The sequence below is a fragment of the Aeoliella sp. genome, from assembly GCF_965227375.1.
Taxonomy (GTDB): Bacteria; Planctomycetota; Planctomycetia; order Pirellulales; family Lacipirellulaceae; genus Aeoliella.
This window is the reverse complement of sequence record NZ_CBDDFX010000002.1, coordinates 1,489,316-1,506,166: the sequence shown is the minus strand read 5'-3', so window position 1 is coordinate 1,506,166 and position 16,851 is coordinate 1,489,316. Positions and strand designations below refer to the sequence as shown.

General features: G+C 57.6%; 12 protein-coding genes. 11 read left to right on the top strand and 1 reads right to left on the bottom strand.

What is annotated here, in order from left to right; genetic code table 11:
* The first annotated feature begins 975 nt into the window (after positions 1-975).
* The 11 genes from ACQK2L_RS19130 (at position 976) to ACQK2L_RS19080 (ending at position 16,173) form a co-directional block, all read left to right on the top strand.
* Positions 976-2,418, top strand: coding sequence for a metallophosphoesterase (locus tag ACQK2L_RS19130; RefSeq protein ID WP_425398640.1), 1,443 nt, complete (start codon positions 976-978; stop codon positions 2,416-2,418).
* On the top strand, positions 2,391-2,735 hold the full coding sequence (locus tag ACQK2L_RS19125; RefSeq protein WP_425398639.1) for a hypothetical protein: 345 nt from the start codon (positions 2,391-2,393) through the stop codon (positions 2,733-2,735). Before ACQK2L_RS19130 ends, ACQK2L_RS19125 begins: the two co-directional genes overlap by 28 nt.
* A 244-nt stretch (positions 2,736-2,979) precedes the next feature.
* Positions 2,980-3,528 (top strand): sigma-70 family RNA polymerase sigma factor, encoded by a 549-nt coding sequence (locus tag ACQK2L_RS19120; RefSeq protein ID WP_425398638.1) that lies wholly within the window; start codon positions 2,980-2,982, stop codon positions 3,526-3,528.
* Positions 3,529-3,552: 24 nt separating this feature from the next.
* Positions 3,553-5,142, top strand: a complete 1,590-nt coding sequence (locus tag ACQK2L_RS19115; protein ID WP_425398637.1) for a DNRLRE domain-containing protein — start codon at positions 3,553-3,555, stop codon at positions 5,140-5,142.
* A 13-nt stretch (positions 5,143-5,155) separates the two neighbouring features.
* Positions 5,156-6,640 (top strand): hypothetical protein, encoded by a 1,485-nt coding sequence (locus ACQK2L_RS19110; RefSeq protein ID WP_425398636.1) that lies wholly within the window; start codon positions 5,156-5,158, stop codon positions 6,638-6,640.
* A 358-nt stretch (positions 6,641-6,998) separates the two neighbouring features.
* Positions 6,999-7,790: a DNRLRE domain-containing protein gene (locus ACQK2L_RS19105; RefSeq protein WP_425398635.1), complete on the top strand. Its 792-nt coding sequence runs from the start codon at positions 6,999-7,001 to the stop codon at positions 7,788-7,790.
* A gap of 104 nt (positions 7,791-7,894) precedes the next feature.
* A complete protein-coding gene (locus ACQK2L_RS19100; RefSeq protein WP_425398634.1) occupies positions 7,895-9,430 on the top strand; it encodes a tetratricopeptide repeat-containing sulfotransferase family protein in 1,536 nt (511 codons plus the stop codon).
* Between the two features lie 28 nt (positions 9,431-9,458).
* Positions 9,459-10,910, top strand: a complete 1,452-nt coding sequence (locus ACQK2L_RS19095) for a DNRLRE domain-containing protein (RefSeq protein WP_425398633.1) — start codon at positions 9,459-9,461, stop codon at positions 10,908-10,910.
* Positions 10,911-10,999: 89 nt separating this feature from the next.
* The gene (locus ACQK2L_RS19090; RefSeq protein ID WP_425398632.1) at positions 11,000-13,657 is read left to right on the top strand and encodes a DNRLRE domain-containing protein; all 2,658 of its coding nucleotides are present in this window, start codon (positions 11,000-11,002) and stop codon (positions 13,655-13,657) included.
* A gap of 81 nt (positions 13,658-13,738) precedes the next feature.
* The gene (locus tag ACQK2L_RS19085; RefSeq protein WP_425398631.1) at positions 13,739-14,797 is read left to right on the top strand and encodes a DUF1559 domain-containing protein; all 1,059 of its coding nucleotides are present in this window, start codon (positions 13,739-13,741) and stop codon (positions 14,795-14,797) included.
* 122 nt (positions 14,798-14,919) lie between these two features.
* A complete protein-coding gene (locus tag ACQK2L_RS19080) occupies positions 14,920-16,173 on the top strand; it encodes a substrate-binding domain-containing protein (protein WP_425398630.1) in 1,254 nt (417 codons plus the stop codon).
* Between the two features lie 37 nt (positions 16,174-16,210).
* Here the strand turns inward: ACQK2L_RS19080 and ACQK2L_RS19075 are convergent, their stop codons facing one another.
* Positions 16,211-16,612: a hypothetical protein gene (locus ACQK2L_RS19075; RefSeq protein ID WP_425398629.1), complete on the bottom strand. Its 402-nt coding sequence runs from the start codon at positions 16,610-16,612 to the stop codon at positions 16,211-16,213.
* Between the last annotated feature and the right edge of the window lie 239 nt (positions 16,613-16,851).

Sequence of the window (16,851 nt, the reverse complement as noted above, 5' to 3'; positions counted from 1 at the left end):
CCTCCAAGGAGATGCCCCAACAGCCCCGTCCCGTCCTCTCCTCTTCCGATCGTCTCTCATCCTCATCAAAAAGATCCTGCGAGATGTCGACCAGTGTGTAGGTACTGCTCGAAGCCACGCCAACCTGGTAGTCGATCATCAGCCGGGTAAGTTCGCCGCCGCCGATCAGAACAACCTTCTTACCTTCGATGCGGTCGTAGTCGATGGCTTCTCGTGCTGCTGGGGTCTAGTTTGCTGTTTCTGGTTTGTCTGAGGTGTCTCAGTGGGAGGGTGCCGCGTGTTCAGGGTCGGGGTGGGTCTAGGTTCGGCCGCCAGGAGTCATCTTGAAATAGCACCGGCGTTTTCGGCGCGTTTACGGCCGACGCAGGTTTGCGAAGAGCCAGAAATTGCCCCAGGACGGTTCGTCATGTGTGCTCTTTCGTCTTATCGCAACTGCCTTCGGCGTTTACGACCGACGCAGGTCCCATATCAGTCACTCTTACTGTAGTTAACCTTCCTGAGCAAATACCGTTCGAGCAGCGAGTGTCTCCCGACGGGGAGTCCATCATATTGGAACGTCCGTGGCGAGACCCCACCGAGGACACGAAAAGAGATTAAGGTCGCGTATCAGGTGCCGACTGTCTGGCGACTAGCAGATTCGGTGCATGCCTTTGCCCGCTCGAACAGGTAGAAGCGGGGTTCACCTATTGCGACAAGACTATCTGGTGTCCTCGCTCTGCGCACAACGATCGGCATGATGCGCAAACGATCGATTGCCCCATGGTGCGATACATCCATACTAACGCGTCGATGGTTGTTCGGAGGTCAACTACATCTAAATGTATAGGAAACTACGAACGACCAGCCTAAAGCCAGCTTCCCATCGAGCATTACGAAGGAGAACTCATGAGTAAACGTCATCCAATGGTTAGAATCATAGTTGCTCTAACGCTTCCATTTCTTTGTCACTCATGGTCAGTGGCGGAAACATGGTCAGTGATCGTTCTGCCCGATACGCAGAAGTACGTGCTCAATGGATCCCCACACTTTCTCGATCAGACGCAATGGATCGCCGAAACAGCAGCAGAACGCAACATCCGATTTGTCATACACGTGGGCGACTTGGTCGAGAGTGGAGCAAGCAGCGAGGTACAGTGGGACCGTGCTACCGAGGCAATGGACGTACTGGCCGCCGCAGATGTGCCCTTCAGCACGGTTATCGGCAATCACGACTACGATTCCGTTGTTTATAGTACCAGCCTCCGAGGATCGGCCAACGCTTATCTCTCCAGGTTTGGCCCGCATACGCCCTATTTCCAGGGCAAAGCGTGGTTTGGTGGGACATCCGACAACAACCTGAACACCTATTGCACGTTCGAGGCCGCTGGCCGCGAGATCTTGGTGCTAAATTTGGAGTTGGACGTCCCTACTGCTGCGCTCGAGTGGGCGCAAGGAGTACTGAAGACCCATCCGACCATGCCTACCATTATCTCGACGCACGCCTACGTCAAAGAGTCCGGAATTCCCAACAAGGCCTACACTCGCAATAGCGACAACAGCACCGCCGAGCGAATACGCGACGAGTTGGTCCTCGCCTATCCGCAGGTGTTCATGGCTGTGAACGGCCACTGGCACTCGCCCGAAAAGGACGAAAACCTGATTGTCGATTCCAATGCAGTTGGCAGGGACGTTTACCAGATGTTGGTCAACTATCAAGAGCGATCCAACGGCGGGGAAGGCTATCTGCGAATACTGACGTTTGACGAAGACAACAATCAAATCCGCGCTGAGACTTATTCACCTACGTTGGATAGCTTTGAGAGGGATTCTGACAGTGAATTCACTATACCTTTCAATTTTGCCTCCCGATTCGACGACATCTCTCCGGCTCCAGCCAAGATCAGATTTGGCTTCCGCCAGAACGCCAACGCTTACGTGGGTGCACAGGACACCTACATCGGAAATAGTAGTACCGAGTCCACCCTCCCCACGGCCAATCTCTCGCGCTCGCCAGTCCTGCGGGTAGACGGCGATGAGGACAGCGAGCAGGCACTCATCCGATTCGACGACCTATTCGGAAACGGACCCGGCCAGGTGGATCCCGGCACCGTGTTTCGTGCTACTCTATCCATCTGCACGGGAGCAGCCTCGCCAACGATGACAGGTGCATCGTTACACCGCCTGCTTGTTGACTGGTCCGACACCGATAGTTGGGATTCCTTAGTAGACGGAGTGGTTGCAGATGGTACCGAGGCTGCTAAGACGCCAGAACTCAGGACCGGTTCAGTCGACGTGGGCACCCGCCACTTCGACGTTAGTCGGTTAACGCGTGGGTGGCGGGCGAAAGCAACCTTGGATGGCTTCTACTCGGAGATGGGGCGGATGGTTGGGTCTTGGGCTCGTCGGAGTCAGTGGAAGCGAACGAGCGCCCGCTGCTAACTATCGAGTTGGCGGTGGAAGCGCCAGCTGACCTCAACGAGGACGGAAGGCTGGACTTCCTTGACTGGGAGAAATTCCGCATGGGACATCTCGCGGACTTGTCAGCGATGACGCTAAACGAAGCTTATTTACGTGGAGATCTAGACGGAGACCTCGATAATGACGAAGTCGATTTTGCAGTCTTCAAGCAACTGTACGAACACCAGCATGGTGCGGGGGCCTTCACCGCACTCCTGAAGGTTACCGACCTCGAACGAAAACAATCCTTCTGCTGGGGATGTCCGCAACTTCTGCATTCTGGGCCAACAAAAAAATGACTAATTTGCTAGGGCTTCACTTGGCCAATACGGCTCTCCTCGATCAGCATTTTGGCGGCGGAACCACGGAAAAAGAAGGATTTCGGCGAATCAAGCATTTTTCTCCGGCAAAATCCGGTTAGGTTTCTCTTCTACTCGACTATTGCTTACAGAAAAGTTCACTGCGGGTGACGCCTCGCATGATCATTTGCGCACCAAGTCAGCCCCAGAGCGGATGATGGGCAAGATTCAGGGGAGGAATTTGATGACCGACAGCCAGGAGCAGCCAGGAGCCGATCGACCGGCGGTGAATCCGAACTTTTCGGAGGTGCTGAAGAACCGCGACCGGATCTACGCCTACATTGTCTCGATGCTTCCCGCGCACCAGGACGCGGAGGACGTGTTCCAGGAAACGTGCCTGGTGTTGTGGGAGAAGATCGACCGATTCGACAGCGAACGGCCGTTTTTGCCTTGGGCGTTCGCCGTTGCCCGCAACGAGGTGCGGAGTTTCATCCGCAAGAACTCCAGTGGCCGCACCTTCTTCAGCGACGATCTGCTGCAATCGATCGCCGACGCCATGGAAGTCCGCACCAACGATTCCTCGCACCGCCGCACCGCACTCGAGCATTGCCTGTCCCGGTTGCGTGACGAACAACGAGAGTTGCTGATGGACGCCTACGCTGGCAAACGCACCAAGCGGACAATTGCCGCGGATCGGAATGTAACGCTCGAAGCACTGTACATGCAATTGCATCGCTTGCGACGCACGCTGCTGAAGTGCATGAACCAAAACTTGGCTACCGATTCTCAGTAAGCCTTTTCCACACGAATCAGAGCAATGGGTAAGGACTCGCACAACGACGATCGCGGAATTACCGTCGAACTGCAGCGGCTTGTTTGTGCTGCCTGCGAAGGAACCGCAACGGACAGTCAGATGGAGCGTCTCGAGACGCTGCTGGCAAGCGACCCCACTGCCATGAAGTACTATCTCGATTACGTGGAAGTCCACGGGTGGCTAGGACGCAAGGCCGCGGGCTCGAATTCGTTCCCGCCGGTTGAACACTCTACCCAGCAAGCTACTGCGCCGACACTGCCGATTGGGGGTTTCTTGCACGGGGCTCTCGGCAAATCACTCATCGCCGCGTCGTTGGTGATTGGCACCGTGCTGGTATTCATGTCGCTTTCGACGCCCAAACCGATCGCCGAGGACAGCAAGCCTGAGCCGCAAGAAAAGGAGTGCGTTGCGCGAATCATTGCAGCGCGTGACTGCGAGTGGAAGGGTTTCAAGTCGGAAGAAGCGCTAGGGCGAGAACTGTTAGAGGGCGAGCGGCTTACCTTATTAAGCGGCTCGGCGCGAATCGAGTTTGCTCTGGGCACCAAAGCCCTGCTCCACGCGCCGGCCGAGATTGTGGTCGATTCCGCCCGCAGGGGAATTCTCGAATACGGCGACGTGGCCTTCGATGTACCCAAGAGTTCTCGCGGCTTCTCGGTCGGAACGCGCCACGCCAATGTTCTTGTGCTGGGCACCGTGTTTAACGTGCAGATGGACAAGGAGGGGGCCGGCAGTGTCGGGGTCACACGAGGTGTTGTGGACGTAGTGCCAGTGGAAGGAGAGGGGCACTCCAAGCAACAACAGAGGCTGGCGGCCGGATACACCGCCCGCATTTCGCTGGGGGCGGATGGCTCGTCGCCCGACATTACGGTTGCAGAGCAGTCGGACGAAGTTTCTTCCTACCAGGAGAAGCTGCCAGGCGAACGAGGCGAGCATAGTTTTCAAGACGGTTTGGCTGGTTACCAGGGAACCATGGCTACGTTTATTCGCTCGTCAGCCAGAGCGAGCAGTCCCGATGTGTCGTACGACCAGGAAGATACCTCCGGCATCAACTTCGATTCATCTCCTTGGCTGTTGACGCAGGAATGGGCTGTCGATTCCGGTGTGCCCGAGCACAGTCGGTCGCTCTTGGCGTTTAGCGATTTGTTTGGCGACGGCGATCATCAAGTTCCTCCCAGCGCGAAGATCCTCTCCGCCCAACTGCAACTGCATACATCGAACGAAATGTACGCGGAATCGGAGTTTCCGGTCGGTCTGTTCGAAATCCTGGTTCCATGGCAGGAAGACAATGTCACTTGGGCGTCGTTCGGCTACGGAGGCCTGCCCAACGAACACTTTGCCGAAAACCCGGCCGCTCAGTTCACCCCTGAGATGGCATCCCAGGCTTACACCGTGGACGTCACCGAAAGCGTCCGTCGATGGGCGGCCGGACAGGACAACTATGGCTGGATCATTCTCGATCTGGGTGGCAATCGCAGCCACTTCCACTCCGACGATGTGTTCGACCATCGCTTAGCGCCGAAGCTGACGATCAAGTACGAAATCACCGAGAATAACACCACGCAACAGGCGCCCGTACTGACTGATGAGTATTAGACCTCGCAACCAGATGTCCTCCGATTACCCTAAGTGTCAGAAGTGTATTCAACGCTTGCTTGCCAGCATCCGCGGCGCGACGCCATGGGTCGTGTTGTCGATCGTGGGACTAGTGACGACAACTGCCAACGCGGCCGACGAGCGGTTTGAAATGATCGTGCTTGGTGACAGTCAGAGTTACTTGACCAACAACGGTCAGTTCGCTGCGAACTTTCAGTCGCAGGTCGATTGGATTCGCGACAATAAGCAATTACGCAACATCAAGTTCATCTCCCACGTCGGCGACCTTGTCGAACACCCCGACACGCTGGCCGAGTGGAATCTGGCTAGCGATGCACTTGCCGTGTTAGATCAGGCCGACATTGCGAACGCTGTGGCGTTTGGTAATCACGAGTCGACCACCGGAAGCCCGGGCAACCCTCCGCCACAAGTTGGTGCAACGAACTATCTCGATTACTTCGGCGCCGACCGCTACTCCGGCCATACCTGGTTCGGCGGTGCGTCGCCTACGGGGCTGAGCAGTTGGCAGCGAATCAACGCCGGAGGCGGCCATTTCTTGCATGTGAACCTGGAATACGACGCGCCGGATGCGGCCCTGGAGTGGGCGCAGTCGGTACTCGACATGCCGGGCAACCAGGGGCTACCAACGGTCGTCACAACGCACGTTTACCTTAATGACAATCGTGGGATTTTCAACAACGGCAACAAAACCACGGTCCTTCGGCAGACATCTCCCTACGATAGCAGTGATCCTTCACGGAACTCCGCCGAGACGATTTTCAACGAGTTCATATCAGCCAACGATCAGATATTCCTCACGCTTAACGGTCACGTTCAGGGAGAAAGGCTGCTGGTGTCGAAGAACGACGCTGGCAGCGACGTCTACCAGATGCAAGTCGACTACTCCCGCCGGCCTAACGGCGGAGATGGTTGGACTCGCATTCTGACGTTTGACGTCAACCGACACCAAATTCGTGTTTCCACCTACTCGCCGGTGCTCGACGACCACCAACAGGTTGAACCATCTAACTACCTGGGGCGCGACGATAGCCCCTACAACGAACCGGTGGATCACTACACCGGTCCCGGCGACACGCAGGCGGATGGCGATGCGGAGTATGTGATCACGCTCGATTTCTTCGATCGGTTCGGACTAGGGCACGAAACCGCCTTGCCATTTGGCGACCTGAACGAAGACGGGGTGATCGACGCAGGCGATTGGTCCGTCTTCAGTGAGAACCACCTCTCGGACATGTCGGCGTTGAACCTCGGGCAAACCTATCTTCGAGGCGACCTGGACGAAGACGGCGACAACGACGAAGTCGACTACCAGCTTTTTAAGACATTGTACGAGCAGGCCAATGGCCCCAACTCGCTGGAGCGCATATCTACAACCGTTCCTGAACCGATGGGGGCCATTCTGTGGGGCATTGGCGGCGCTGCGTACCTGGCGCAACGACACCTGTCCACCCGCTCTCAAGCGGCAGAAAGGCGGTAGCGCATTGCAAGACTTGAAAAGCCGCACGGCAACACAAAAAGAACCGCACTTGTAACTTTTGTGCGGGCGACCACTCGCGGAGTTTGACCCATGCGTGTCTCGCAAGACATGAGCGCTGAGGATATGCACCGAACACACGAGGCGCGATTGAGCGCGACTTCAATGTTCAAATGCGCTGGCCCTGTTAATTATCGTTGAAGATGTTTGAAGTGAGTCCAAACGAAGGTTGGTCTCGACACCTGATGAGGCTCAAAGCTTCGATTGACTCGATGAAAGTAATCGTAGCGAGAGTCGTGAAGCGGTCTTTCGTTTTGCCGCAGTTCTCTTTGACAGTGTACTTCATGTGAGGGTGATTCTAATGAAAGCGATTCATGGTCGACGCCGCGCCCAGAAACTGGTTGCCGCCGCGATAGGTGCAGGAGTTGTAGCTGGGAACGTAACCGCAGACGCAGCCACTATGTCGTTCCAGGAAGGCGACAGCAATAGCTACGCTGGGACGCAAGACACATGGTTCAGTAACCGTACCAATGGGGAGTCGAATGGTTTTCCGGAAGGCACGTTTGTTCGTAGTGCGCTGTGGTCGTCGGCAAATCAACAAGGGCTGATCAAGTTCGACGGTGTCTTCGGCGGCGGCGCGATTCCTCTGGGATCGGCCATCGACAGTGCGACCCTCACCTTGGTTGTTCCGTCGGACATTACCTACGCGGACGGAGAAGCCAACGCGGTGCATCAGATGCTCGTCGACTGGGTGGAAACCGATGCGTTCGCCGCCACGCAGTGGGCGGGGGGAGCGAGCGAAGGAATCGACCTGGACGACAACGAAGCCGCTTCGGTGGCCGTGGCCGACACCACTTCCTATGCAGTCGGCGGAGTGATTCCTGCCGGGACTACTATGGAAATCGATGTGACTTCCGTCGTGCAGGATTGGTCCGATGGGGCGGGCAACTTCGGTTTGTTGCTTCAGTCGCTTGGGCAAAGTGCCGGGAATGGGTTGTTCGTCGCAAGCAGCGAGTACGCCGGCGCCGGAGGCCAGGCGGCCAGACCACTACTGACGGTGAACTACACGGTTCCAGAACCAACCACCGCGCTACTGTTGGGACTGGGAAGCGTACTCATGGTCGCTGCGGTGCGTGCATTGCGGCAATACTAGCCGAGTGGCCAAGCTGCCGAGGGTCGCATCAGGGGCTGACCCTCGGCAGACGGATGAAGTGTTACTACGTGCCTGCATAGTGATTAAGTTGGTCTTTACCATTCATGATTACCATCGAACAACCTGTCCAATCCGCCCTCACACGAGCCCGCAAGGCGCTCGCGGCCAGGCAATACTCGGCCGCGGCCGAGTTGTTCGAGCAGGTACTGACGCGCAAACCGGCCAGTGCTCAAGTGATGCTGGAACTCGCGCAAGTGTATCACTTGATGCATCGCCGCCAGCAGGCACTGGCGCTATTGTCTCAAGCTATCTCGAGCACGGTCGTGCGCCCAGAGATACTCGGTGTAGCGGGACAGTTGTATGGGCATATGCGCATGCACGAGAAGGCCGGTCAGGCCTACCGGCGGGTGCTCACTTGCAATCCAAAGTCGGTAGCCGCGCTGTTGTCGCTGGGCGAACTCGCCGAGCGAATGCACCAATTGGTCGAGGCCCGCGACTTTACTGATCGCGTACTAAAGATCTCGCCCCAGAATCCACGCGCCCGACTGCTGCAAGCAGTGCTCGACGAGCGCGAGAACGACTGGCAGCGAGCCGACCGTCGACTGAGCGACCTGGTATCGCGTCGCGATCTGCCCAACCCGATTTCCTGGAAGGCACGCTACCAACACGCCCGGGTGCTCGATCGGATGGGAGAGTACGACGGAGCGATGGAGCAGTTGCTTGCGGCGAAGGCCATCCTACAAGCCGACGCGACACGATTTCGCAAGCGTGCCGAGGCACTTGATTACCAGCTCCGCCAATCGGCCGAGGGGCTGATTCCGGCGTACAGTCGAGATTGGCAGCACTCGCGTACAGCCGAATCGTCCCCTCGGTTGGCGGTGTTGGTCGGACATCCTCGCTCGGGAACTACGCTGCTGGAACAAGTCATCGATGGCCACTCCGACGTCGCCACGGCCGAAGAGTTGCCGTTGCTCTCACAGTTGGTTCACGATCCCATTGTCGCGCAGAGCGGAGAGCAAGCTTCGATTATCGAAGCGCTCGACCGGCTCACGCCCGATCAACTGACCGAATACCGTCGAGATTACTTCGAGGGAGCAGATGCATGGATGAGCTCTCCTCTCAAGGGCCGGCTCTTGTTGGACAAAAGCCCCGAGGCCATTCGCTTGGTGCCAACCATCGCACGCGTGTTCTCTTGGGCAAAGCTGATTGTGGCGATACGCGATCCGCGCGACGTCTGCCTGAGCTGTTTCATGCAACCGCTGCCATTGAACGGGGTGAGCGTGTGCTTCCTCGAGTTGCAGTCGACAATCAAGCGCTACGCGAGCGTGATGCAGGCTTGGCTGCGGTTTCGTCGAGTCGTGGAGTTGCCCTGGCGCGAGACGCGTTACGAAGACGTGATACAGAACTTGGAGTCGGAGGTGCGTGCGGTGGGAGCGTTTCTCGATCTGCCACACGAATCGCAGATGCTCCAGACGCAGCAGACCGCTCGGTCTCGCTACGTGCATTCTCCCAGTTACGCATCGGTTGCGGGTGGGGTGTATAGAGAGTCGGTTGGCCGCTGGAAGAATTACGGGAAGTACTTGGCGCCCTATCTTGAGCAACTCGACCCCTTTTTGGATGAATGGTCGTACACGACATGATCACCATAGCTTGCAGGAGCGAACGTCGATGAAGAAACATCACAAGCGATACCTTGGCGCCGCCTGTGTGGGTGCAGTTGTCGGGGCCGGAAACAGTGAGGCCGCTTCTCTCGTGTTCCGAGAAGGCCTGGCCGGCTATGTCGGCACGCAGGACACCTGGTTCAGCCATCGTGGCAATGGAGAGAGCGAAGGTTTTCCCGAGAACAACTTCATACGCACCGGGCAGTGGGGCACCGCACCCGACTTCACCGACGGCGCCAACCAGCAGTCGCTGTTGCGATTCGACGGCATCTTCGGCGGCAATTCGGGGCAAGTTCCCGGAGGCTCAAGCATCACGAGCGCCACTTTGCGATTGACCATCCCATCGGACATCACCTATGCCGACGGCGAAGCCAATGCCGTGCATCAAATGCTGGTCGACTGGGCGGAGACCGACGCTTATAACGCAGCCGCGTGGTCGGGTGGTGTTTCACAGGGAGTCGATCGCGATGGCGTCGAGGCCGAGGCAACGCCGTTGGGCGATTCGACAAGCTACGCCACTAGCGGCGTGATTCCCCGCGGCACAACCATCGACTTCAATGTCACCTCCGCGGTCCAAGCCTGGTCCGCCAACCCAGCGAGCAACTACGGTTTTGTGCTCGAGTCCCTGGGCCTGAGTGCTGGCAATGGGCTCTACATGGCGTCCAGCGAGTACGCCGGTGCGGATGGGTTCGAGGCTCGCCCAACATTGATCGTTGAAGGCGATTTTCCCGGCAATGTGATCGACGCCACGGTGAATCGCAACACGCGGCAAATCACTGTCACCAATACAACCGGGATCGACGTCGAAAACGTTCTCGGGTACGTCATCCGTTCCAGCTCAGGTGCGCTCGACCAAACCGGGTGGCTAACCATTGCCGATAACTACGACGTGAGCGGCAATGGCATGGTCGACGACAACGACAATTGGTCGGTCGTCACGCACTCTCTCAGCCACACCGACTTGAGCGAGTTTGAGTTCGACGGAGGCGACGGGGGCATTCTGCCCAACGGCGATCCGATCAATCTCGGGCCAGTGTGGATTCAGAATCCCGACGAAGACCTGACGATGGTCATTGTGCATGTCGATGGCACCGAGCTAAACGTCGACCTCAACTTCACTGGCAATAGCGACGCTGCATTCGATCCAGGCGATCTGAACTTTGATGGCAACATTACAGCGGCCGACTGGCCAATCTTTCGCGACAACCATCTGGCGGATCTATCCGACATGAGCCGGGCCGAGGCCTACCAGTTTGGCGATATGGACGGCGACCTGGACAACGATGAGATCGACTTCGAGCTGTTCAAAGCTGCCTACGATGACGCTCTCGGTCCAGGGGCATTCGTCACCATGGTGCACTCGGTGCCCGAACCATCAGCCGTGCTTACCTACTGTGCATCGGTACTGCTGCTCACCGGAGCCTGGCATCGGAAGAGAGTTGGCCAGGCCGGAGCTTGAATACCCCGCTTGGCACCCTAGTACATCCACACAGAAACGAAACAGCATAGTCCTACTCGCTAGTAGAGGCCAATCTGGAGATTACCTACATGATAAAAGCAAGAAAACGGGCCCTCGGCGTCGCCTGCCTGGGAGCAGTAGCTGTTGCGTCCGATCAATCGAGCGCCGTGACCCTGACCTACCGCGAAGGTCTCAACGGCTACGCCGGAACACAAGACACTTGGTTCAGCGAGCGGACCAACGGAGAGACAGATGGTTTTCCTGAGGGGAACTTTATTCGCTCGGCTCAATGGGCGTCGGCTAACCAGCAGTCGCTGCTGAAGTTCGATGGCATCTTCGGTGGCCTGGGTGTGCCGCTGGGTAGTTCCATCGACAACGCGATGCTCACTCTGACAATACCGTCCGACATCACCTACGCGGATGGCGAGGCGAACGCCGTGCATCAGATGCTGGTCGATTGGGAAGAGACCGACGCCTATGGCGCGACACAATGGGTGGGAGGAGCAACCCAGGGAATCGATCGCGACGGAGTAGAAGCCGCAACGATAGCAGTCGCCGATTCAACCTCGTTCGCCGTCGGAGGAGTCATCCCGGCAGGCACGACACTGACTTACGACGTCACTCCCATCGTACAGAGTTGGTCCAATGGAGCGGGGAATCATGGATTCCTGCTTCAATCGCTGGGGCTGGCTGCCGGCAATGGTCTGTTCATGGCCAGTAGCGAATACGCAGGCGAGGCGCAGCGTCCCACGCTCGATATTTCCTTTCAGTCCGATACCGCTACGACACTGGAACTGTTGGTCAACACGGCTACCGGCAGCGTCTCGCTGCGAAACGAAACGGGTATTTCGCTTGACGACATCGACTATTACCGCATCACCAGCGGGGCTGGAGCTCTAAACCCATCCGGTTGGAACAGTCTGGAGGACCAAGACCTGGCGGCGTTGCCATCGGGTTCCGGAAGTGGCGATGGCTGGGAAGAACTCGGCACACCAAGCGGAAACGCCCTGGTCGAGGCCTACCTGACGGGAAGCTCTGACTTTGCCAACGGCCTGCTGGTGAATCTTGGCAACGCCTTCATGCCGGGTCAGTCCACGGACAACATGGAATTTCTGTATCGATACCAGGGCAACTATGTGGCGGGCGAAATCGAATTCACTACCGAGGCAGTCGAAGGCGACTATAACAACGATGGCATTGTGAACCTGGCCGACTATACCGTTTGGCGAAACACGCTCGGAGCGACCGGACCGAGCCTGGCAGCCGACGGCGATGGCAGTGGGACGGTCGACTCCAACGACTATACCTACTGGAAAGCCCGCTTCGGAAACACCAGCAACAGCGCGAGCTTGCAGGCCAGCGCCCAGGTGGTGCCTGAACCTGCCACGTTCGTAATCTTGGCCACCGTTGGTGTGGCAGTGCTAATGGTGCGAAACCGCCGAGTGGGCCACCGCAGGTTGGCGAGTGCAGCCTTAGCGATGGTGCTGCCATTGTCGACCACGGCTCTGGCAGAGGTCGCCAATGAGCGTAACTACACTTTTGGTGACGACGCATTCGAAGACGCCTCGCCCAACATCACGGTAGGGCAGGGGACCAACAACGTGGCGCAAGGAAGAACGCTCGACAGTGGCGACCCAGGCGACCCCGATTTCACTTACATCGACATCGATGTCGAGGGCTCTCCCACCTACGTGGATGTTACCTCCCGCCCTGGTGCGACCCCAGGTTCGCTGGGAGCGAGCTTCAATGGCAGTTCCGATTATTTGTCAACGAACTTCAACCTGAACCGTCCGAACGACTTCTGGGACGACATTTCGTTCTTCCCTGAAGCGGACTACGCACTGAACTACGACACGCTGTTTTCGCACGGGGTTCAACTGTGGGCGAAGCCAAACCCAAGCGGACTGGGGCAATCGCAGGAGCAGGACATCGTTACCGATACCGACGAAGCTGGTGGAGTCTACATCACCGCCAACGACACCTGGGGCATGAGCTACGACGACTTGCGGATCGACAGTGGAGAAGCGGTGGATACATCCGGACATGGCTGGACGCACCTCATGCAGGCGGCCGGTCTGGTAGACACCACGGGTGGCAAGTTCGCCTCGGGGGCCGCGCTGTGGGTCGATGGCGTGGCTGTCGCAACGAATACCGGCGCCTACGAATCGCAGCAGGATCAACCGCTTGTCATCGGAGCCAATCTGGCCGGCGATGGAAACTTCTACAACGGAACACTCGACGATCTGCGGGTGTTCCTGTGGGGAGACAACTCGACCGTCGCGCCAGGTGTCGTGGGCCAACTGGGAATGGACTACGGGAGCTTCAACCTGGGGGAAGACAACGACTGGATTGTGGAGAAACTGGACGAATTGGGGGTCACCAACATTGCCGATGTCAATCTGAACGGCGTCGTGTTCGGAGACGGGTCGGGGCCCGCTGAGACGGACGACGTTACTGCCTTTATCGAAGGGTGGTTGCAGGTGCGGACGGTCGACGGATTTCAGATCGGCGATTGGATCAGCCGTCAGAACGGCGATCTGAACTACGACGGAATCACCGACTACAAAGACGCCGTGATACTGCACCAGGGGCTAGTCGAGGCTGGTGCGGGAGGGCTGAACTTCTCGCTGCTCAATGGAGGAAGCACCGTCCCCGAGCCAGCGACAGCAATGTGGCTGATTGCTGCATCCGGCGTATGCGTCGTGTTTCGCTGGTGTCGTCGTGGCGAAACGACAAGTCGCCCCTAGCAGGCGATGATCACCTGAAAAGTGCCTCCCAGCACATGTGTGGCCATGGATTGTTCCAATCACTCTCGGAAGAAACAGAAAATGAAGTCACTCAAAGTACCCGGCCAAAGCCGTCAGCCCTCGGCCAGACGAGCTTTCACGTTGGTAGAACTGCTCGTGGTGATCGCCATCATAGGCATACTCGTTGCCCTGCTACTGCCCGCGGTGCAGTCCGCACGCGAAGCGGCACGGCGTTCCAGTTGCCAGAACAATCTCAAACAGATAGGCCTGGCGCTGCAAATGCACCACGACACGTTCGAGCATTTCCCTATGGGAACGTACAACGAGTTCGGGCCGATGTGGTCGTACTACATTATGCCGTTTATCGAGCAGGGAACGACACAAGCGATCACCGACGTAAGCTCCGATAGCTGGCAGTGGGGTAACAGCCAACCGTACACTCATGCGGATATCGCCAACGAACCGCGACGAGCCAACATCATCGCTTGCGAGACTGTGGTTCCATCGTTCCGCTGTCCTTCCGGGGCATTGCCCGAACATCAATGGGATCATACCACCTGGCCCTCCACCTACTTTGTCATGCGTCGCGTTCCGTGTTCCTACCTTGGTTCGGCCACGGGTTTGGTAATCAACCAGAATTCCACCCAGTACGGCGACCTGCCCATGACCGGGCTGGATGGAGTGCTGTTTGGGTTGAGCGAAGTGAGCTTTCGCCAGATCACCGACGGTGCTTCCAACACGTTGCTGGTTGCCGAAGCCGTGCATGACGCGGAAGCCGTGGAAGAGAGTCGAGGGCGGCAGGAGAATCCGTCCGGCAGCAAGAAAGATCACTGGTACTTCGGTGGTGACGACATCGACAACTACGCGGGGCAAGACTTGTCCGAAGCGATTGGTTCCACTGCAGTCCCCATTAACTACCAGGTCACCCTGCGCGACCAGGACCCTTGCAGCAGTCCCACACACCCTGATTGCCAGAAGCTCCAACTTGCCTTTGGCAGCGAGCATCCAGGCGGGATGCAGGCGGTGCGATGCGATGGATCGGTCGATTTTATCCAGGAAGACATTGACAAGATCACCTACCGCGATATGGCCACCCGCGCCAGTCAAGTTCCCGCCGATACCGGCGGTCCCCGCAGGTAGTAGCCCGCTGGTATCGCAAAAAAATATCTTGGTAGCGTTGGGATCTCAGTGGGCAGCGTTATATAACATGCGTGCATGGCGGCCGAGTGAAACAGCGCGATAGCGGACTACATGGCGGAAAGATGAGTCGAATGTTAGAGCACGCGGTTAACGGTCCGATGAAGCCAATCGAGCCTGCTGCGGAGGCTCGCAGGAATCCTCGCGTGGTGAACGATGGTTATCAGCGGCACATTACCCTGCTGATCGAAAGCTCTACTTCGTGGGGCAACAACATCGTGCAGGGAATTGCCGACTACGCACACAAGTATGCTAACTGGATTATCTACTTCGAGCCGCGCGGAAAATACGAACTCCTGGAGTTGCCGGCGGGCTGGCATGGCGATGGAGTGATCGCTCGGGTCACTCACCCCCGACTTGCTCGCCAGCTCGTTGAAGAGAACGTGCCAGCGGTGAATGTTTCCTGGTACGACTACGAAGGCGGGGCGATTCCGAGATGCACTACCAACGAACGCATCTCGGCGGAGATGGTCGCCCAGCATTTTCTCGACCGTGGGTTCAAGAGATTTGCCTACTGTGGCCCGCGGCGTCGTCCCCAGTACTGCGATTTGTTCGGCGCCGCCTACGCCGAGCGGATTGAGCAAGCGGGGCACAGCTGCCATGTGTATTCCTCTCAGCTAGGTCTTGAAGACGGTGCTCCCAGCAAGGAAGAGCAATACTCTCTGATGGAGTGGGTCGAGCGTTTACCCAAGCCTGTCGCCTTGCTGGCCTTTAGCGACGTCCGCGGACGCCAGGTGGTCGAAGCGTGCCGGCAGGCGAGCATTTCCGTTCCCGACGAAGTCGCCATCATGGGTGGCGAGTACGATCAGTTAGCTTCGCAGATTTCGCGGCCCCGCCTGTCGAGTATCGACTTGAGTCCGCACAGAGTGGGCTTCAATGCAGCTCATCTGCTGGACAACATCATGTCAGGTGAACAGCCCCCGTCCGAGCCACTCCTATTGCCTCCGGCTCGCATCCTGGTGGAAGTTTCGACCGACACCTTGGCCGTCGACGATCCGCTGGTGCGGCGTGCTTTGGTGTACATCGCGGCCGAGATGCATCGCCCCATTACCGTAAAGCATGTGCTGGCCAACGTGCCAACCTCGCGCCGGGTGCTGGAAAAGCGTTTCAAAGAGTCGCTTGGTCGCTCGCCCGGCGAGGAGATACGCCGGGTGCGGATCGAGCATGCCAAAAAGCTTCTTGCGGAGACCAACGTAACACTCCGGCAGGTTGCTAGCGAATGCGGATTTTTTCACGCGGAAGTGCTCTCACGCGTTTTCCGGCGGACGACCGGAGAAACGCCCTCCAATTACCGAAAGAGGGTTCAGTCCTCGCATTGAGAGTAGCGATGTAGTCGAAGAGATTGGCTTTTCGTATCTACTTCAAATCACTGGGAGGATTCTTGAACTTCCCCTTGAATCGTTCTCCTGACGGCTTCTTTGCTTCACCGAGAAGCCACTGCAGATCCGCATTCGCCGGTTCCAGCGCCAAGCCTGCCTCGCAGTCGGCGATAGCCGCTGCGTCTTGCCCTTGCTCGAGGTAGAGTTTGCTTCGCCCCAGGTAGGCCCATGCGGTGGGATCGGCCTCGATGGAAGCAGAAAAAGCGTCCAGAGCGCCGGCCTGATCTCCGCTGCTCAGCAATTCTTGCGCACGGAGGAATTGCTGCACGGCGGGTTGTGCGTCAGGTTCGCTTCCGCCATTGCATCCACACGCGCTAAGCATCAACACCATCAGCAACGGCAGCACAACGCAAACCTTAGGGACCGGTGGACACAACATCTTTCGACCTCGTTAGCACACTACTCAGCGATCAGAAGCAGGAGTGCATTGTAGCACTGAAAGTGCTTCGCAAAACGCCAACTGGACGCTCCTGAAATGATCGATTGCGCACCGTGCAGACTGACTTGCACGACTTCACTGCCCAGCGTGGGTCGGGTTTACTGGTCGAGCGTGGTGTTGAGTTTGACTTTCTGGGTAGAGGTTTGCCTTCGACACTTAGTCGCTTACGTCTACAGCTT

Excerpts from the sequence above, each read along its gene's own strand:
- ACQK2L_RS19120 (WP_425398638.1), top strand. The coding sequence starts at position 2,980 with ATGACCGACAGCCAGGAGCAGCCAGGAGCCGATCGACCGGCGGTGAAT.
- ACQK2L_RS19115 (WP_425398637.1), top strand. The coding sequence starts at position 3,553 with ATGGGTAAGGACTCGCACAACGACGATCGCGGAATTACCGTCGAACTG.
- ACQK2L_RS19110 (WP_425398636.1), top strand. The coding sequence starts at position 5,156 with ATGTCCTCCGATTACCCTAAGTGTCAGAAGTGTATTCAACGCTTGCTT.
- ACQK2L_RS19105 (WP_425398635.1), top strand. The coding sequence starts at position 6,999 with ATGAAAGCGATTCATGGTCGACGCCGCGCCCAGAAACTGGTTGCCGCC.
- ACQK2L_RS19100 (WP_425398634.1), top strand. The coding sequence starts at position 7,895 with ATGATTACCATCGAACAACCTGTCCAATCCGCCCTCACACGAGCCCGC.
- ACQK2L_RS19095 (WP_425398633.1), top strand. The coding sequence starts at position 9,459 with ATGAAGAAACATCACAAGCGATACCTTGGCGCCGCCTGTGTGGGTGCA.
- ACQK2L_RS19090 (WP_425398632.1), top strand. The coding sequence starts at position 11,000 with ATGATAAAAGCAAGAAAACGGGCCCTCGGCGTCGCCTGCCTGGGAGCA.
- ACQK2L_RS19085 (WP_425398631.1), top strand. The coding sequence starts at position 13,739 with ATGAAGTCACTCAAAGTACCCGGCCAAAGCCGTCAGCCCTCGGCCAGA.
- ACQK2L_RS19080 (WP_425398630.1), top strand. The coding sequence starts at position 14,920 with ATGAGTCGAATGTTAGAGCACGCGGTTAACGGTCCGATGAAGCCAATC.
- ACQK2L_RS19075 (WP_425398629.1), bottom strand. The coding sequence starts at position 16,612 with ATGTTGTGTCCACCGGTCCCTAAGGTTTGCGTTGTGCTGCCGTTGCTG.